This is a genomic window from Hyphomonas chukchiensis (assembly GCF_000682695.1).
GTDB classification, from domain to species: domain Bacteria; phylum Pseudomonadota; class Alphaproteobacteria; order Caulobacterales; family Hyphomonadaceae; genus Hyphomonas; species Hyphomonas chukchiensis.
The window spans coordinates 1-16842 of record NZ_AWFG01000038.1; the positions used below are offsets into that span (position 1 = coordinate 1).

General features: G+C 53.7%; 16 protein-coding genes. 3 read left to right on the forward strand and 13 right to left on the reverse strand.

The genetic code is table 11. From position 1 onward, the window contains the following. Nucleotides 1-662 (forward strand): glycosyltransferase family protein (locus HY30_RS19380; RefSeq protein WP_206741467.1); only part of this gene is annotated, 662 nt, incomplete at its 5' end. 13 nt (nt 663-675) lie between these two features. Here HY30_RS19380 and HY30_RS12335 read toward each other — a convergent pair. From HY30_RS12335 to HY30_RS12385, 11 genes are all read right to left on the reverse strand, one after another. After that, nucleotides 676-1587, reverse strand: a complete 912-nt coding sequence (locus tag HY30_RS12335; RefSeq protein ID WP_081812217.1) for a glycosyltransferase family 2 protein — start codon at nt 1585-1587, stop codon at nt 676-678. Continuing rightward, entirely contained in the window at nt 1584-2540 is a 957-nt protein-coding gene (locus HY30_RS12340) for a glycosyltransferase family 8 protein (RefSeq protein ID WP_155839326.1), read from the reverse strand. The genes HY30_RS12335 and HY30_RS12340 overlap by 4 nt, the downstream gene beginning before the upstream one ends. A gap of 61 nt (nt 2541-2601) precedes the next feature. Continuing rightward, complete coding sequence (locus HY30_RS12345; RefSeq protein WP_034740876.1) at nt 2602-3519, reverse strand: glycosyltransferase family 8 protein; 918 nt, start codon at nt 3517-3519, stop codon at nt 2602-2604. A 1-nt stretch (nt 3520) separates the two neighbouring features. Continuing rightward, nucleotides 3521-4492: a glycosyltransferase family 2 protein gene (locus tag HY30_RS12350; protein ID WP_051615439.1), complete on the reverse strand. Its 972-nt coding sequence runs from the start codon at nt 4490-4492 to the stop codon at nt 3521-3523. After that, nucleotides 4492-5292: a polysaccharide deacetylase family protein gene (locus tag HY30_RS12355; protein ID WP_034740879.1), complete on the reverse strand. Its 801-nt coding sequence runs from the start codon at nt 5290-5292 to the stop codon at nt 4492-4494. The genes HY30_RS12350 and HY30_RS12355 overlap by 1 nt, the downstream gene beginning before the upstream one ends. Before the next feature lie 243 nt (nt 5293-5535). Continuing rightward, complete coding sequence (locus tag HY30_RS20335) at nt 5536-6693, reverse strand: hypothetical protein (RefSeq protein ID WP_206741468.1); 1158 nt, start codon at nt 6691-6693, stop codon at nt 5536-5538. Next, nucleotides 6690-8171 (reverse strand): hypothetical protein, encoded by a 1482-nt coding sequence (locus HY30_RS12365; protein WP_051615440.1) that lies wholly within the window; start codon nt 8169-8171, stop codon nt 6690-6692. Before HY30_RS12365 ends, HY30_RS20335 begins: the two co-directional genes overlap by 4 nt. After that, a complete protein-coding gene (locus HY30_RS12370) occupies nt 8161-8940 on the reverse strand; it encodes a hypothetical protein (protein ID WP_034740881.1) in 780 nt (259 codons plus the stop codon). Before HY30_RS12370 ends, HY30_RS12365 begins: the two co-directional genes overlap by 11 nt. Before the next feature lie 13 nt (nt 8941-8953). Beyond that, nucleotides 8954-9790, reverse strand: coding sequence for a glycosyltransferase family 2 protein (locus HY30_RS12375; protein WP_034740886.1), 837 nt, complete (start codon nt 9788-9790; stop codon nt 8954-8956). Between the two features lie 11 nt (nt 9791-9801). Beyond that, nucleotides 9802-10239, reverse strand: a complete 438-nt coding sequence (locus HY30_RS12380; RefSeq protein WP_034740889.1) for a GtrA family protein — start codon at nt 10237-10239, stop codon at nt 9802-9804. A 36-nt stretch (nt 10240-10275) separates the two neighbouring features. Next, nucleotides 10276-11958: a hypothetical protein gene (locus tag HY30_RS12385; protein ID WP_034740892.1), complete on the reverse strand. Its 1683-nt coding sequence runs from the start codon at nt 11956-11958 to the stop codon at nt 10276-10278. A gap of 174 nt (nt 11959-12132) precedes the next feature. Between HY30_RS12385 and HY30_RS12390 the strand changes: the two genes are divergently transcribed. Then, nucleotides 12133-13209, forward strand: coding sequence for an acyltransferase family protein (locus HY30_RS12390; RefSeq protein WP_081812220.1), 1077 nt, complete (start codon nt 12133-12135; stop codon nt 13207-13209). Between the two features lie 262 nt (nt 13210-13471). Next, nucleotides 13472-14725, forward strand: coding sequence for an acyltransferase family protein (locus HY30_RS12395; protein ID WP_081812221.1), 1254 nt, complete (start codon nt 13472-13474; stop codon nt 14723-14725). Here HY30_RS12395 and HY30_RS12400 read toward each other — a convergent pair. Both HY30_RS12400 and HY30_RS12405 read right to left on the reverse strand, forming a co-directional pair. Further along, nucleotides 14664-15869 (reverse strand): acyltransferase family protein, encoded by a 1206-nt coding sequence (locus HY30_RS12400; RefSeq protein ID WP_034740901.1) that lies wholly within the window; start codon nt 15867-15869, stop codon nt 14664-14666. The two genes, HY30_RS12395 and HY30_RS12400, sit on opposite strands and share 62 nt — an antisense overlap. A gap of 142 nt (nt 15870-16011) precedes the next feature. Continuing rightward, entirely contained in the window at nt 16012-16785 is a 774-nt protein-coding gene (locus HY30_RS12405) for a hypothetical protein (RefSeq protein ID WP_034740904.1), read from the reverse strand. Nucleotides 16786-16842: the final 57 nt, after the last annotated feature.

The following is a 16842-nucleotide window of genomic DNA, read 5'->3' on the forward strand; positions in this document are numbered from 1 at the left end:
AGGGAGCCAAAGGGCTCAGGTCAATGGATGGAGCTGACTACATCAGATATGTCTGTGAAAATGGGAACGCCGTCCCCTCGCCTTGCGCTATTGTGCGTACGAACCTTCAACAAAGACTTGGCGGGTACGAACCAACACTTCCGCACACGTCAGACATGGAAATGTGGCTCCGCTTTGCCAGTCACTCTTCTGTAGCAATTGTGAACGCGCCGCAGGGCTATTACCGCTGGCACTCCAGTAATATGAGCCAGGCTTTCATTGGCCAAGAGTTGAGCGACCGCAAGGAACAGATCGATACGCTACGAAAGCTTCTCTCTGAAGCAGGCGAGAGCGTGCCGGATCTACGTATATGGGTCATAGATGCCAAGAGAAGGCTGGTAGATGAAGCTCTGATGATCGCAAGTCAGAAACGTTCAGAACCAAGGCGTTCCGCATCTCCGCAGGCCTTGAGATTCGCGCTCAAGTTTGATCGCTGGTTCTTCTTGCGTCCCAAGAATTGGAAGCCGATCGTCAAGATCGTTCTTCAAACTATTCGCCCAAGTTTCGATAACGGCCCGAAGGAAACTGGCGAAATAGGCGGCGATCAAACTGGAGCACCCGAGGCCCATCAATGGTTCAGTCCTGGCCAACAGATCGGCTGGTGGCCTGAACGCAAGGCCTGACACATATATACGTTCAGTTTGGCGGCGAGAGCCGTCCCAAGATCCTGTCCAATAGATAGGCTGTACCGCCGCGCGTCTCCCAGAGAAGTGAGCTCATTGAGAAACGCCACCGCAGAGAGATGATCCCGCGCGCGAAGAACCATGGCTTCCCCCGCAGCAATAGCTTCATGTGATAGGCCCCGCGCGCGTAGTCATACCCTCTGCAGAGCGCGGCGACGTCCACCTCCTTGCGGCCATGGTGATGCCTGACAACGATATTCGGGCGATACGCTCCGCTCCATCCAGCCATCACTACTCTCGCTGCCGCGTCGACATCTTCGACTGGGTACCGGGTGCCAGCCCCCAGGTTGCTATCGAAGCCTCCGATTTTTTCCAGGGCTTCGCGACGAAAGGCGAGATTTGCGCCCATGAGTATGTACGGCGAAACATATGTTCCGGCCGGAACATCGCGTGCATCCTCAAGCAAGTTCACTGAGATGGGATAGTCGTCTGGATCATGCAGGATGACCTTGCCCGTCAGGAACCCCAGCCCCGGGTCCATGAAGGCCTTGTCGATCTCTACAAGCCAGTCTTCGTTGGGATAACAATCATCATCGGTGAAAACGATGATGTCACCGCTCGCGGCCTTGATACCTGCGTTACGCGCGCGCCCAAGTCCTGGCACCATCTCCTGAATGCTCTTCACTGGAACCGGCATAGATTCCTTCTGCGCCTCGATGACTTTCGCCGTATCGTCAGTCGACCCATTGTCGACTAGCACGATCTCCCAAGCACTTTGCGACCGAAGTTTACGAACCACCTCAAGACAGCGGGCCAATTGGGCTGAACGGTTTCGGGTGCAAATCACAAGTGATAAGCGCGGTGCCGCATCGTGGACCGCCCCCACTTCCAGCTTTTGTCCTAGTGAAGTATCGGGGCCACTCACTTTTTGCTCCCACCGCGCTCATTGTTCGAAACAGGCCCACTTGGTTTTGTCACACGACGGGGCTTTTTGCGCATCCAGCGCGCACGTAAACGCGCCCTATCAATAAAGCCGAAGCCCTGCTTTGCAGAAACTTCCCGCAGGAAGTCGGTGTGTTTTAAACTCTCCCAGTAGACCCACGACCAAGGATGATAACCATCCTTGATCCAGGGCTTTTCCGGCCCCGTGAAGTGAACGACAGCCGGATACGCACTCCCAAGACGCCGGTGCTCGGGCTGCACAGCCACCGCCCAGTCCTGAAGATGCGAAGCTTGAACATTCCAGACGACAGGCAGGGGCGCCCATGACTGCCAAAATGTCCAGTTTAGAGCATCCTGATCATTATACGGCAGGTCCTCATCATGCTCCGCAGCAAATCGCATGGCCTTTGTGAAGAGCGCGCCCTGCCGCACTTTCTTCAAATCAATTAGCAGGATCCCGGCATTGAAATACTCACTCTCGGGCAGGCTCCATGTTTGATGAAAACGCTTCCCGTCAAAGTGCTCCGTATTCAGATATCCATCTGATATTGCACCGATGGCAGCACCATTCAAATTCATCGACCATAAGTCTCGCAGATCGCCGAGCACGGTTATATCGGCGTCAAGGTAGATAAGCCTTTCGCAATCCGACGGCGCAAGATGCTCCAGCCCAAGGCGATATAGCGTAGCGCGCGTCAGGTGACGCCGCGACACGAAGGCTGGGACGTCCTCATCTCCAACCTCACGCCAGATAAACGTACTGCCGGGCGCAGTCTTTTCGATACGCTCCTGAACCTCTTTTGAGACATTTTCATAGAGAATGATGAAGCGGAACGGAGCATTATCTGCATGTCGTGACACCGCTGCAATGACCGCAGCGGCATGCGGGGCATACGCACCATCAAACCCCATCGTCACATCTATCCGGTCGTTCACTGCAGGCGCCACTTCTTGAAATTCTAACACCAGCTTTTACCCCAATGCCTTTATACCCCTACTACCGCGTAGGTGCAGGAGGCATGAATACCAGCCATCTGAGCCAGAGTCGGATTCGCTCTTTTACACCGACACCCTGCGCCTGCTCGACTTCCTTAAGGAAGGGAGTCCGCGTGACGTTTTTCCAATAGAGCCAGGCCCAGGGGTGGTAGGCACCCTTGATCCAAGGTTTTTCGGGGCCGGTATAATGCACGATCGACGGGGCTCGACCGCGCAGTCTTTGCTCAAGCGGAATCTCTTTCTCGAGCGAATGGATAACCATATGGCGCATCACGTTCCACGAGACATCAAGCAGGGTCCAGCGCATCCAGATGGACCAATTCAGCGCATCCTGATCGTTAAAAGGCAGATCTCTGTCATGCTTCGCAACGAAGGCTGCAGCCTTGGAGAAAAGCTTCTCTTCGCGCACCTTGTCGAGATCAATGACGAGTATGCCAGCGTTGAAATATTTCGGAGGCTTGTCGTTCTCCAAACCCCATTTCTCTGCAAATGCCACCGGATCCACGTAGCAGTCCGTAACAGCGCCAATTGGATTAGGTGAAATGTCGACAGCCCAGAGCTTGCGCAGGTCATCAACCACAATGATGTCAGAATCGAGGAACAGAACGCGATGGCAATCGGAAGGGGCGAGCGATTCCAAGCCCAGACGAAACAGTGTTGCTCGCGAGAAATGCTCTCTGTCAGCAAATGGTGGCAGGTCGGCGTCGCTCACTTCGCGCCAGACAAACTCACAATGTGGGGCCACGGACTCGCATTTCTTCTTCGCCGACTCGGGGACATCAGCATACAGAAGGATGAACCTGAATTTCGCTCCAGGAGCGGCCTGGACGATAGAAGATATAACTGTGGCAGCATGAGCCGCGTAGCGCCCATCAAACCCCATCGCCACGTCGACGACCCTATTCGCCTGAGATGTCATATCATGCACCGGACTTGTCCTGCTTGAGCGCCCCATGACCCGCCCAAGGCATGAATGTCAGACGAAAAGCCCGCCGCAACGCTGAGGGCCGGATAATTGAAGAAATCAGACGAAAGGGATGCAGCTTGAAGGCGCACCAGAAGGCCGCACGGGCCGACGGGCGATCCGAGTTCTCAGAACGATCAATCGCGGCGTCTGTAAAATAGTAATAATAGCCCTCAATGGACCTGTAGTAGGATTTAGCCACTGCGACGGGAGATGACCATCGGGTAAGGGTTTCCCGGGCATGTCGAAAAAATATCTTGCGCGTGTACTTGGCCCGCTTTGCCTGCAGAACATCAAACGATCCGGGCGGACGAGCGCGACATTTGACGGCGACCACGGGAACAAAGCCGACTTGATGATCCCGCACAAACCTCAATTGCCAATCCCAATCAGAGTCACCAATGAGGGATTCATCCATCAAACCACATTCCCTCGCAATGTCGCCGCGCACAACTGTCGCGCCGACTTGCGGGAAATATCCGCTCAGCATTTTGAGATAGATATTGTTGTCTTCGGGCCATTCGGTTGGCCACGCGGGCTCGATCGGCTCGAGGGATTGATTCGTAATGAGAATTTGGCCGAAGGCTGCTGCAAAATCCGGATTGGCATCCAGAAGCGCGATCTGCGGCCTGATATTGTCGCGCGTCCAGACATCGTCATCATCCAGGAACGCAACGAACTCGCCTGACATTTTGTGCATCGCGACATTTCTTGCCGCAGGGCATCCGTAGACATCTGTCTTGGCATAAATGCCGCCAAACTCGGCCACCACGCGTTCAGTCTCCGGCGTAGTACCGTTGTCTCCGACGAGAATTTCGAACGTCAGGTCAGGCCCCTCGATGGCGCGAATACTTGCCAGAGCGTCTCTGAGCGTATCAGGCCGGTTCCGAGTGCCAACGATGACTGAAACAACGCGCGGCAACTGCATCAAACCCACTCTTCCCAACGATCAAACTTGCCCTTCAATAACGCATTGAAGATGAAGTCACCGTCAAATTTCGTGACAAAAGTGCGCGGGATGGTGTTTTCAGGTCGGGTGTCTTCGGCTTGGGCGAAGATGATCTTGTATCCCGCCGCTTTTGCGATCTCTCCGGCCTCAGGTGTCCAGTTGGCGGATTGCCCAAAGGGAATGGCAAACGTCTCTGGCTTAATACCGATACGACGTTCGAACATGTCTCGCGAGCCGGCCAGCTCGTCGACGATCTGATCATGACCCATCTGGCCGAAGTCCGAATGGGTCGCGGAATGGCTACCCATTTCGGCTCCCATGGCCAGGAGCGTCTCAATCTCATCCCAGGTGAGAATAACATTGTCATCTGTCCAATGCCGCCCGTCGGACCATTCGGACACAGGGAAAATTGTCCATGGCAGGTTGTACTCCTTCATGATCGGCGCTGCGTTGGTCAAAACGCTGCGAAGGCCGTCATCGAAGGTAATGGCAAGATCTTTCGGGCCGCCGCCTGTTTCAACGATCTGGCTTGCCGGAACGAAATTGAAGCCCGCACCCAGCGCAAGCTCAATCTGTCGGCGAAATTGCGCAGGCGTCACATCATTGACGCCCCATTGAGATTGCCCGATGGAATGGTAGCAGAGGATTCGACCGATATATCGACGGCGCGCACGGCCCAGCGCCGCGATCAGGTGTCGCTCACAGCACATACGCGAAGATGCAACAGCCAGCCTGGTCACACCAGCTGACTTCAACGCTTGTTTCAGAGCCGTTTTCAAGAAGGCAATCCCACTGCTTTTAGCCCCGCGTCCCCACGGGAGGCCTCATATTATATCTGGTGGGTGAGTAGCAACTTACATGCCAAGCGGCTACCGGGTAAATCAACCTTGATTATCAAAATATCGGCTAAAACGAGCCGTTATAACACCCGGGACTCCAGCTCAAATATACCTCAAATACCTACATTTCTCGAGAATTGTTCCAGATTCATGGCTCCCAAAACCGCCAAATCAATCGTAAGTTCAGCTTATCTTCGAATGTTTGAACTGATCCACCTCATCTGGTGTGCCCAAGCAATGTACAGAGGAGGTCGGGACGTCAGAAATATATATGCCAAGACCGTCTGCGATCATTGAGCGATACATTGGAGCGATATACTTCTCCCCAGCTTCCTCGCCGTCAGGCGCCGCAAAATGTGTTCCATAATATTGCGCGTAAAGCATGGCGCTTTTGAACCAATAGAGCCCAATTGTTGCATTCTCGCTAATTCGGCGCTTTTCAGCGACGTCTGTCGCACGTCCATCCTCGCCGACATCGACAAAGCTCCAATGATCCCCGTCGGCGCGGAAGCACGGGATCCACCCATCAGCTCCGGCAGGAATAGAGGCCGGCACCAGAGCCTCAGGCTGAACGAAAGTATCGATATTGTAGACTAAGAGCGGCGCATCTGGATTCCAGTGCGGTTCAGCGGCCATGGCGGACGTCGCCTGCCCATCCGTCAGGGACGGAAGTTCGACAATCCTCCATTTCTTGATGCCCAAATGGCTGCACATTCTCTCAATAAAAGGACCGCTTTCAGTCGCCTGCAGCGTCACAAATATAACGCGACTGCGGGGCGACATGAAGCCCTCGAGCGATTTAAGGGACCACTCAAATAGTGTCTTCTCGTGCACCTCAATCTCGTATTTCTCGACCGTGTAGCCGGCCTTCTTGAAACGCGAGCCAAGCCCGGCCATCGTTATCACAATGTTCAGGTCTTCACCCTGCCCTTCACGCAGAGCCTTAGCTTGCTGGCGATCTCTCTCGATGATGTCGAGCAGACCCTGGTGGTCATGGGTCAGGAATTCGCCCGGCCTAACAGAGCGGTCATCCAGATAAAATCCATCTGAACCCGGCCAGGGTTTGCCGAACAGGATCTCATCATATGGTACCTGCCAATGATCGAGCCACTTCAACAAGACTGGTGCTGTAAATTTGTTGATAAGCCCCAGATTGCCGTCATGTGTGCGCATATTTCTTGCAGTATACAGAACGATCCTGAAGCCTTCAGCCTGATACTCCCGCAACGATTCAATGATATCTGAATAAGGGACGAGACTTTCATATGTGTCCCCACTCGCCTTTATCGGACAAAGCGTGCCGTCGATATCGACAATAAGTGAACGTTCGGACTGGCTCATGCGCCGCCTCCATGGCTCTCGATTTCAGAGAGGATTGACTCGGCCCGCAGCAGAAAAGCGGCAACCTTATCCGCATGATCAACGTGAAGCGGCATCATGGACAGGAACAAGGATGCCTCCCCCAACCGCAAAGCCTTATAGGATATTGAGGGCTTCAGCGCAGATCGGAATATCTGTTTGAATACAGCATTTTGCGGGCCGAACACCCTAAGTTCAACATTTGCCGAGGGGTCAAGCAAAACCGTGAACTTCTTGTTGTTAATCAGATCATAGTCACCCAAGATCGAGTGCGACAGCTTGCAGTAATCATAAAGCGGATGGGTCCAGAGTTCCGCCTCGGTCAGCGCGCCCTTTGGGTCGATGAGCTGGAGCAGAAGGTTTGATTTGTCATAGAGAATATTCGAAAGACATGGATCCCCGTGGCCGATCACAAGCTTATTGTCACCTTTTATTGCGGGCCAGTTGCGCTCCATCAGCCGGAAATACTTGTCGAACACGCCTTGCAGGCGGCTCTCGCCAGTCGCCCTTGATACAAAACGCGATACCGAGGCACCGATCGGACTGTCCATGAGTTCTGCCTGACGGCGTCGCACTTTGTGCTCGAATAAGTCCCGCGCGACCTTTTCTACTTCCTCCGAACTCACCTTCTTCTCAGGACGGTTTTCGAGAAAATACAGAATGCGTTCCAGGAACAGTTTGAAATCCCGCTCTGACCAGGCGCTGTGGATCCACTGGATCGCTGCATCCGCCATATACCGACGCGGCATCTTGTATTCAGCTATCCCGTTTTTCTCTTCATAGCCAAAGGCGCCAACAAACCAGTGCTTCATCTCTTCTGGCAGCAGGCGGTAATAGTCGTGCTCTGCCCGTATCTTTGCCTTGTCCTCAGACTGCTTGGTATAGATGATATCCGCAGCACGCATGCGATTGAAGCCGCGAGGCGTGGTCGCTCCGGCCATGAAATCCAGAAAATTTGCAGACTCCGAAATGTCTTCAAGCGGCCCCGGTGACGCCAGTACTTTGGCGTCGGCTATGGGCTCCCGCAGTGTATGTAGCGGGGTAGTTTTGAACGCCTCCCACGTGTCAATAAATTCGGCGACGGATTTGAAGTATCGGAAAAGTGGCTCGCGCGGCCGATCAATTACATTGTCTCTCGCAAGCACGACCCGCTCAATGACCGCTTTCAGGGCCGCCGCATCCGCAGGAGCCCCTGAGGCCGCCAGAACAATCACGGTCTCCGCATCAGAGAGCTGCGGCAGTGCGGTATAAGGCAAACCGAGAACAGTATTGGACGTAACCCTGATAATCCTATGAGCTGCCCATTCAGGCAGCATTCCCACAACGCTATCGTACAGCGACTGATTGCGAAACCAGATGTCGCCATAGCTTCTCTGCCCTACATATCGCGCAATTTGCTCGGTAACAGGCGCACGATCATCATAGATGATCAGAGTGTTCTTGGAGTTGTCAGTCTGCATTGGAGCGCAACCTTCTGATTGAGAAGAGACTAATGCCTGCTATCACCAGCACGAGCAGGAATATCTGGATGGGTTCCTGGAATTCCCGTATCCGCGCATCCGATTGCGAAAGGCTTTCAATCAGCCGCGATACAACACTTTCGATGTTTGAGCCGCCAAACACGATGGAAATGGCGAAGAGCTCCAGGCCCCAAATGAATATCGCGAGCAATAGCACTGCCAGTGCGCGGCCTTTCAACAGAGCCTCAACAATCCTGGCATATTCCTGAAAGCGGCAAACAATCCAGAAGCCGGCCAGTCCATGCTTGCTACGGCTGCGCAACAGCAGGTCGTCGTAAAAATACGGCAAGATGGTCTTGACGGCGAAGGCACTTGAAACGGCAAAGAATAGAAAGACGATCAGGAGTAGTTGCAAAAGGCGGAGCTGCTCAGGTGGCACCACGAGAAAGCTCAGCCAGGCGGTTAGGAGCAGCAAGGCAATCGCATCGCTGGCTCGCTCAATCAGCCATATGGCGCCCCCCTCCACATGTGACTTTGCAAAGCCAACAAAACCCGCCAAGCGGACCAGCTCGAGAACTTTGAAAGGTAAGACCGAGTTGGGCCAAAGCAGTAGCATATGCACGCTGATCAGGCGCCGCATCGTAGTCCTGTCCTGCATACAAAGAATGGCGATGCGCAAAATGCGTAGTACATTCGCCGCAAGATAGATCGCACCGGCAGCAAGCAGCTGGTGCATTCCAAATCCGGCATCCTGAACCACATCCTGCATAAGTCCGCTTCCGTTACGCGCCTGCTGCCACATCAGCGGAGGCGTACACAACCTCCCCCGCATAAGCGTCGAACGGCTTTTCCCTATGGTCTCGCTTGAAGAAGGTCTTTGGCGTGAACATGCGGCTTGCAAGAAGGGACAGAACTTTCACGGCCTGCCGGAAGAGACGCACATTCGATGCTTGGTCTTCTTCCCGCCAGGTCATCGGAAAGAATTTCACATTGTCGCCCAGATAAAGGCTGTGCATCAGCATCACATAGTTGAATGTCAGGTTATCTGGAAATGTTGAGATCGACTTGAGGTCTATTTTGCTCAGCCGATACATATTCAAGCCAGAGCCCAGATCTTCGACCTTTGCCCCGCAAGCAATCGAGAAGAGTAGATTATAAATGCGATTTCCGAATTCCCGAAAGCGGGAATAGCCATGTAAGTGGGACCCTTCTGAAAAGCGGCTGCCCAGATAGCAATCGGGTTGATACGCTTGCCCAGATTCCAGCGCGGGAAGAAGATCCCGAATGTCTGCCTGATCGTCACCATGAAGCACGATGAGATAATCAAAACCATTTGCCTTGGCGTAAGTGAATGCCGCCTTGTGGGAACCGCCCAAGCCATAATTGTTCTCATTGCGCCATACTCGCCATGGAATATCGAGTTCACTGGCCGCGTCGCGCGCGCGTTCGCGTGTCCCATCGGGCGAAATATTGTCAACGACCATGACGAGATCGATCAAACCGGCGAAACGATCATTCTTGAGTTGGTTCAGAACGCGTGGAATTTGTGTCTCACATCGATACGCCGGTATGAATACCATCGTACGCGGGCGCTCATTTGTATCTACCTTCAACGCCATGGTCCCATAACCTATTTTGCCGGCTCAGCTGTGCTCGCGACAGAAAACACCCCAATCAGCAACCTGCTAACCACATAGTTGGTTAACAACGTGAAAGGCGTAACCACCACTTTTGCTAGAAGTGGTGCAACAACCAGACCAAAGACCATAAAATCGTACTGCCCAAGCAGGCGAGACAGGAATTCTATGGCGAGTGAGAATACGGTAATCGAGGCAACCTGATAGCCGACATAAATCGCCAACTCACGCCCACGGGGGCGATAAAGGCCCTTGGTCGAGATCACTGAAAACGCAAAAAACGCGAAAGCAGCCCCACAGACGGATGAAATATAATTGGCAAAGAATGGCGCCAGATGGACAAAACTTACCAGCATGCCAAAAGCGGCAAAGTCCATGAGCCAGCCGATGCCTGACAGCACTATGAATGTCATGATGTGCTTAATATTCATCAGGTCAGCCTTCGCCGTGAGTTCGCTCGGACACGATCACGTTGACGATGCCTGATGTGATCTCCCAGGCTTCTTCAGCATCGCAATCACGAGCGGGATGGCAGCTGCCAGCAAGATGGGTGCCGCCATGTCTATGGCCGCATAATATTTATACTGGCCTTCCGGGGCAAAAACGAAAAGAACAGGTACACGCGAAAGAAGCACAGCCCCTGCGAAACCCAATCCTGCATGTCTCCAGCAAACGAGCATGATGCCGAGGCAAAGCAGAATTTCCGGCCAGAAAGCCCATTGCAATCGCAGCAGAGAATGCTGCGTTGAAGCAAGCATGAATTGCTCCACGGCTCGGCGGCCATCCGGCCAGATGCCTTCATAGCGAACTGGTCTCGCCCATCTCGCGATTTCGTTTTGCGAGTAGACTGAGTTCGCAAATGCCTGCCGCGGATAAACCTGGTCGCCCTCTGTGCGCCCGAAGTTCGCGGCTTTGAAGACGGCCACCCGGTTCTCAAGCCATAAGCCAGGATGGGACTGGATTAGATCAAGGGCGGCAGAGCTGACGCGGCTTGTTCCATTCGGTGTCATTGGCGGATTCAGCTGTCCTGTTTCCTTAGCCTCCCAAAACGCATTTACGCCCGTATCGTCGCCGACATCCCTGATGAGTGAAATCGGAATGACAGCCCCTATCGGCTCCAGATCGGCATCAGACAGAGGCTGCTCTGCATGATTGATGATGTAGCCAACTGGATTGAGCCACATTGTGATCCTGTATTCTGCTGCCGAGAAATAGCTCGGCAAGAAGACCACGGTGAGTATGTTGGCTACCAGAAATATCCCGAGCACTGGCGACAGAACGCGCGCGCCGACTGCGAGTCCGTCAAGCGCGATGTTACGAGCCGATGCATGCGCTCGAAGCGCCTCAACGAGTAGCCGGAACCCAATGCCGAAGACGATAACGGCTAGATAAATCAGTCCGTCAGATCGCAGCAAATAAGCGAGCATCCCCAGTACAACCAGACGTAAAAGTACGCCCGATCTGCGCCACTCGCGCTCCCTCATGAACACTATACATTCAGTTACGAGAAACACAGACAGGATCGCAAACCAGCTGTCCCTCGTCACGAGGAGCGCCGTAAAGACGGACGGCACGTTGATCAAAACGAGCACGACCAGAACCACGGCGCCAACCCGGCCGCCTCTGCCACGCATCAACACCTGGCCTGCGTAAGCCAGCCCAAGGGCGTAGAAACTCACTTGGAAAAATGCCAGTGCTCCAAGAAAAGGAATGTGCTGCAAAACCGATTGCGTGATGATGGCTGTATAAGGCCCCAACCATGTATCGATAGGGAAATGGCGCCCCTGCTCTACTGCGGCGAATGAATCGCTCATGTAAAACCCCGGCCATCCCAAAAGGAGCGCCGCGAGAAACAGCGACCCAAAAAGCAAGAATAAACGTCGACCCACGCGCTCCAGTTTCAGGAAATAAATGCAGAAAAAAGCGCAAATCGCCCAGAAAATCACGCCGTATCCCAGGGCGGCGAGTGGAAAACCCAACCCTCGGCGTGCCAAAGGCTCGATCGACCACCAATCGAACACTGATATCCAGATCAGCGAGCAGAGTTCGAGAAGCATGAACGCGCCGCCGATCAGGATGATCGTGCGGACGTTGCGTGAGCGCAATATCCCTTCATCGCCAACCGCATGTCGTAGCTGATTGAACTTCATCACTTTAAAATCCCGCCCCGCTTACACACCATCAATCTGTGACCTATCAGGCTTCGGCTAATTTCAATATACCCACGACTCTCGGGCGAGTCAGATGAAACTGAACACTGCGGCCTACCCAAATGCGTTCGGCGCCGATAGATACCCATGTAGGGGTGTGGAGTAACCTGGCTGATGTCTGAAAGTGCTCACAGGTTCATTGTGCTGGATGGCCTTAGAGGTGCGGCCGCACTATTGGTGATATCCGACCACATCCCTTCCGTCATATGGAATATCGCTCCGTCACGTGCGCTGGCTGTCGATTTCTTTTTTGTGCTGAGCGGCTTTGTGCTCGCGCACGCCTATGGCGACCGGCTGTCTTCATCCATGTCGGTCCGTGCGTTCATGACACGCCGCCTGATACGCCTTTATCCGCTCTACATCCTTGGCTCCACACTCGGGGCCATGCTCATCGCGGCGCAAGTGCTGAAAGGCTGGATGCACGTCCCGCTTAGCGAATTCGCGATTGTGTCTTTCTTCGGTATCGCTTTCCTACCCTGTCCGCCCTTTTTCGACTGGACAGCCAGCGCCCCCTTCCCGTTCGACGGCCCGGCATGGTCGTTATTCTTTGAACTCGTTGCAAACTTGCTCTTGGCGAGTTTCGCATTCCTTCGACGGCGACAATCGCTGCTGATTTTCCTACCCATCGCCGCATTGGCTCTGGCTTATTTCACGGTGCAGTCTGGTACCTTTGATATGGGCTGGAAGTACGAAACCTTCCCTGGCGGCGCAGCACGCCTTGTCTATGAGTTTTTTGCCGGCGTGCTGATCTATGACTTCTGGCGCAAGGGCTATCGGTGGCATTTGCCAGCAGCGATCGCCTTTGCCCTTCTGTTCGTCGTCGCCATGGGCTCGGCACTGACCCACAATATGTTCAGGATGGCGTGGGATCTCTCGATGCAGCTTGTATTCATTCCGCTTATCGTGGCCCTTGCCGCGAATGCGACAGTTTCGGGGTCACTCGCGCGTCTTTGCACGGTTCTGGGAAACCTCTCCTACGGGATTTATATGCTGCACATTCCAATCCTCATCGCCATGGGTCTGGTGACCAACCACCTCTTTGGCGAGGATCAGGTATCGGGTTTGACCATGACATTAATCGTTGCTGTCCTTGCCACAATCGCTGCAGCCTTGGTGCATACTACCTATGACGTTCCGCTTCGTAATATGCTCACTCAACGCCTGAAAGCGCGTTCCACCAGCGCTGAATAGAAGTCCGACAGCCCGTTAAGCACGCGACATTGAACTGTATCGGAATCGACCATCCTGGCTGGCACAACGCTTGCTTAATTCTATGGCGGACAAGCCAATTCAGGCCAATGCCCATAACCATATAGTTGTAATCCCGCGCGCACTAAGTATGAATACTTTCGGGACAATGACAGAATTCGAGATAGCGGACTCTCATGGAGTCTTGATGTTTATATGCTGATCAGAAGTATCGGCATGTGTTCAGTACAGTTTGGGGACTACCATGGAAAATCAATCAAAAAGCTTGATGGCAAGTGGAGCGGTAAAAAAGGTCCGCAAAGTTCCCGCAGACAACCGCATGCACGGCCTCGATTTTCTGCGGATCATTTTTGCGCTTCTGATCGTGTTTGGTCACTACCGGGTCGGCGCCGTCGATAATGGCGTTTTTGAAGGTGACCCGGGCCCGAGAGTTTATAACTTTATCCGCTTCGCTGTTGAGATGTTCTTCGTGCTTAGTGGCCTCCTGATCGCAAAGTCGGTCAAGGATCGGTCATATGTAAATTACATGATTGCCCGCATTGTCCGCATCACACCCGCGCTCCTATTCTGCGCGACAATTACATTCGCAGTCGCGGTCATTCTCGCCGACACGAAATGGGGCGTAAGGGCCGACTGGCAGCATTGGCTGGCATCAGTGACGGTCTTGCCGCTCTTGGTCAATGATACGTGGGGTATCGACTGGCCCTACTGGTCGCTGACCTATGAATTCCGGTTCTATTTCCTCGCCGGCTTCTACATGATCTTCTTCAAGAGCGAGCGCGCTCTCTTGATCGCCACGGCCGTTTGGATGGCCGCTTCCTTCTTCGCGCTGGTCATAGACAACGTCGCTTTGCAAACGCTTACCGTGAGCCGCGCGTCAGGCTGTTTCGCAATGGGGATCATGCTTCACTTCATTACGTCCGTGCCCCGTTACCGGATGCAGGCGCTGATTGTGATGATCCCATCGTTGATCGTCGCCCAAATGAGCATGATGCGCGAAGCAGGTATCAGGCATATCAACGGCGACGATTTCATCCTGTACTGGCCTGAAGCCATCGGCGCCACATTGTTCATGGTCATCGTTATTGGCGCCTTCGTTTACGTGCCAATGCCCAAGCGGGCCGACAAGGCACTCCAGCTGGGCGGCATGATGACCTATCCGCTTTACCTGCTGCATATGTTTGTGGGTTGGGTGATCATCGCAAAATGTGCAGCGCATGGCATGCGAATTGACCTCGCGATATTGACGGCCATGATCGTAATCGTCCCGATTGCCGTAGTCATCTCTGCCTGGGGAGAACCCTTTGTTGGCAAATACCTCAAAGCAGCCCTGAAATCGTCCACGAATGCGATTGAACCTCACCTGCCCAAGGCTTTGTGGAAATTGCTCTATACGCCTCAGGTCAAGCGCAGAACGCCCCAGCCGGTTGCTCCTTCTACAGCGGACGTGCAACCTGTACTTCCTGTGCAAGCACTCGCACCGGACGCTTCCCGTTGAACATGTAAGACGCTACTATGGACTGGCGGATCAACAGGTCCGCCAGCATTGATACGGCTATGGCCGACGCGCAGAGCAGTATGAAAATCAGGTAAGGGTTTGTCATGTCCTGCATGAACAGGACGTAAGCCATCATGATGACGGGCTGGTGGAAAAGGTAGATCGTAAAAGACGCATCGACGAAATATTGCACCACGCGCCCGTGCCTGTGCAATTTCCCGAAGCCCTTATAGATAAAGGCGCAGAGCAGTACCGACACGGCCGGACCAATCACGAGTTCCGAGAAATTGGTCAGATAGCCTTTCCCGAGATGCCCAGTGATCTTCGCGAGTTCGATTGCCACGAAGGCGCCAGCCAGTAGCACAAGTATCGCCAGACTGACTTTCCCGACCTGCCGGAAAGCATCCAACGCATTTCGATGCCTGAAGAAGACGTAGCCGATCATGAACCAGGGCAGAAACCTGATGAACTCTGTAACCACAGTCAGGGCCAGCGCCCGCTGCACAATATGGGGATAGGTCTCATATGGCCGCAGGATGATCTCTGCGCATATCGCTGCCAAGGCGGAAGCGGAATAGAGGGCCATGAGCACAATTCGTGGCTTCATGGTTCGGCCTTGCAAAAGCCTGTCCATGCGCGCCTGGATCACAGTCATCCACCCAGAACTGTGCAGGACTAAAAGCAGAAAACTGAATTCGAGCAATGCAATCAGGAACCAGAGGTGCCGGATCCATCGAAAGTCGAACACGGAGAGGTATCGTATCGTGTTGGGGAGCACGACGTCCCACCCCCAGCCATTTTGAGTGGCTTCGAAGATAGCACTTGCAAGCATCTGGAATGGGTTCAGCAAGATCATGCAGGTTATCAAAGGCAAACCCAGTCGCACGAGCCGTGTCTTGAACCACACCCCCGGCGGCTTGCGGGACAATAACATCGCCGCAAAATAACCCGCCACAATATAGAAACCCTCCATCCGGAATTGATGGATAAGCGTGATAAGCGCATCAAAGATGATTGCGTGCGAATCGGACCGGACCGACCAGCCTTCATACGACACTGGGTGAGCGGCGTGGAAGGGAATCCCGAGCAACATCAAGGTTGCGCGGATATAATCCCATGACGATTCACGCTCTTCAGGACGCATGGTCCCTTCCCCATCAGCGGCCCGGCCAAAGCCAAGTCATGGAAATTATCCATCTCCTGCAATGCAGCGCAACGTGATTCCCTTCAATCGCGAGTTCGGTTCTTGAAACGCTGCATGCCGAACGGAACATCCAGTCTACAGACTACCATGGCAATATCTTGCGTACGGCTTTAGCCGTTTCACTTCTGACCTTGTTGCGCACCTGGCGGTCAGCCTCGTTTTTGGCCTCCTGAGATGCATCCTTCGCAACATCTCCTGCATAGTCGCCAACACCGCCAAATACAGTCGGCATGGCATTCGCTCCCATGGAAACGACTTGATACCCGGCTGGAATTTCGAAAAGCTCGTCTGGTTGATAGGTCAATCTCAACCCTGTCAGATCATAGCTTATTTGCTGCGCCGGATCTCCCGGAGACATCTGTGTCATCCGCATGCGAACGAGAATGTTGTCGGGCGTCGTCCAGACGTCCCCGCTCGTCACGCCGCCGCCCGATACCGTCGAGCGTATATAGTGATGATCCGTCATTACACCGTTCACTGTCTCTTTGCCTATATAACGTTTCTCCAGAATGCTGGTCTGCTCATCGAAGCCATCGAGAGGTGACCTGGCCTGATCAGTTCCATAAGATACCTCCATGGCGACGCCCTGATCCGGAGAGATTGACCAAAGCTTCTCAAGGTCATCGCGCCATATCTGGATTACGGTCTGGCCATCAAGCATGGTCTCAGACCTGCTTTTGCCCGGCTTGGAGTGCACGATCTGAACGACGCTGGCATCAGACGTGACAAGCGTACGCTGTCCCTCGTAGGCAACTGTAGGCGGGCCGAAAACGGCGATCTCCTGCGCCATGACAGATGAGCTAAAAATCAGGGCAATGCCCGCTGATACAATAAAGCGCATTTTGAATGGGAACATATCACTACTCCTTTGGCATAACGGCTTTCAGAGTTGCTCTGCTCCCAACAAACTGGA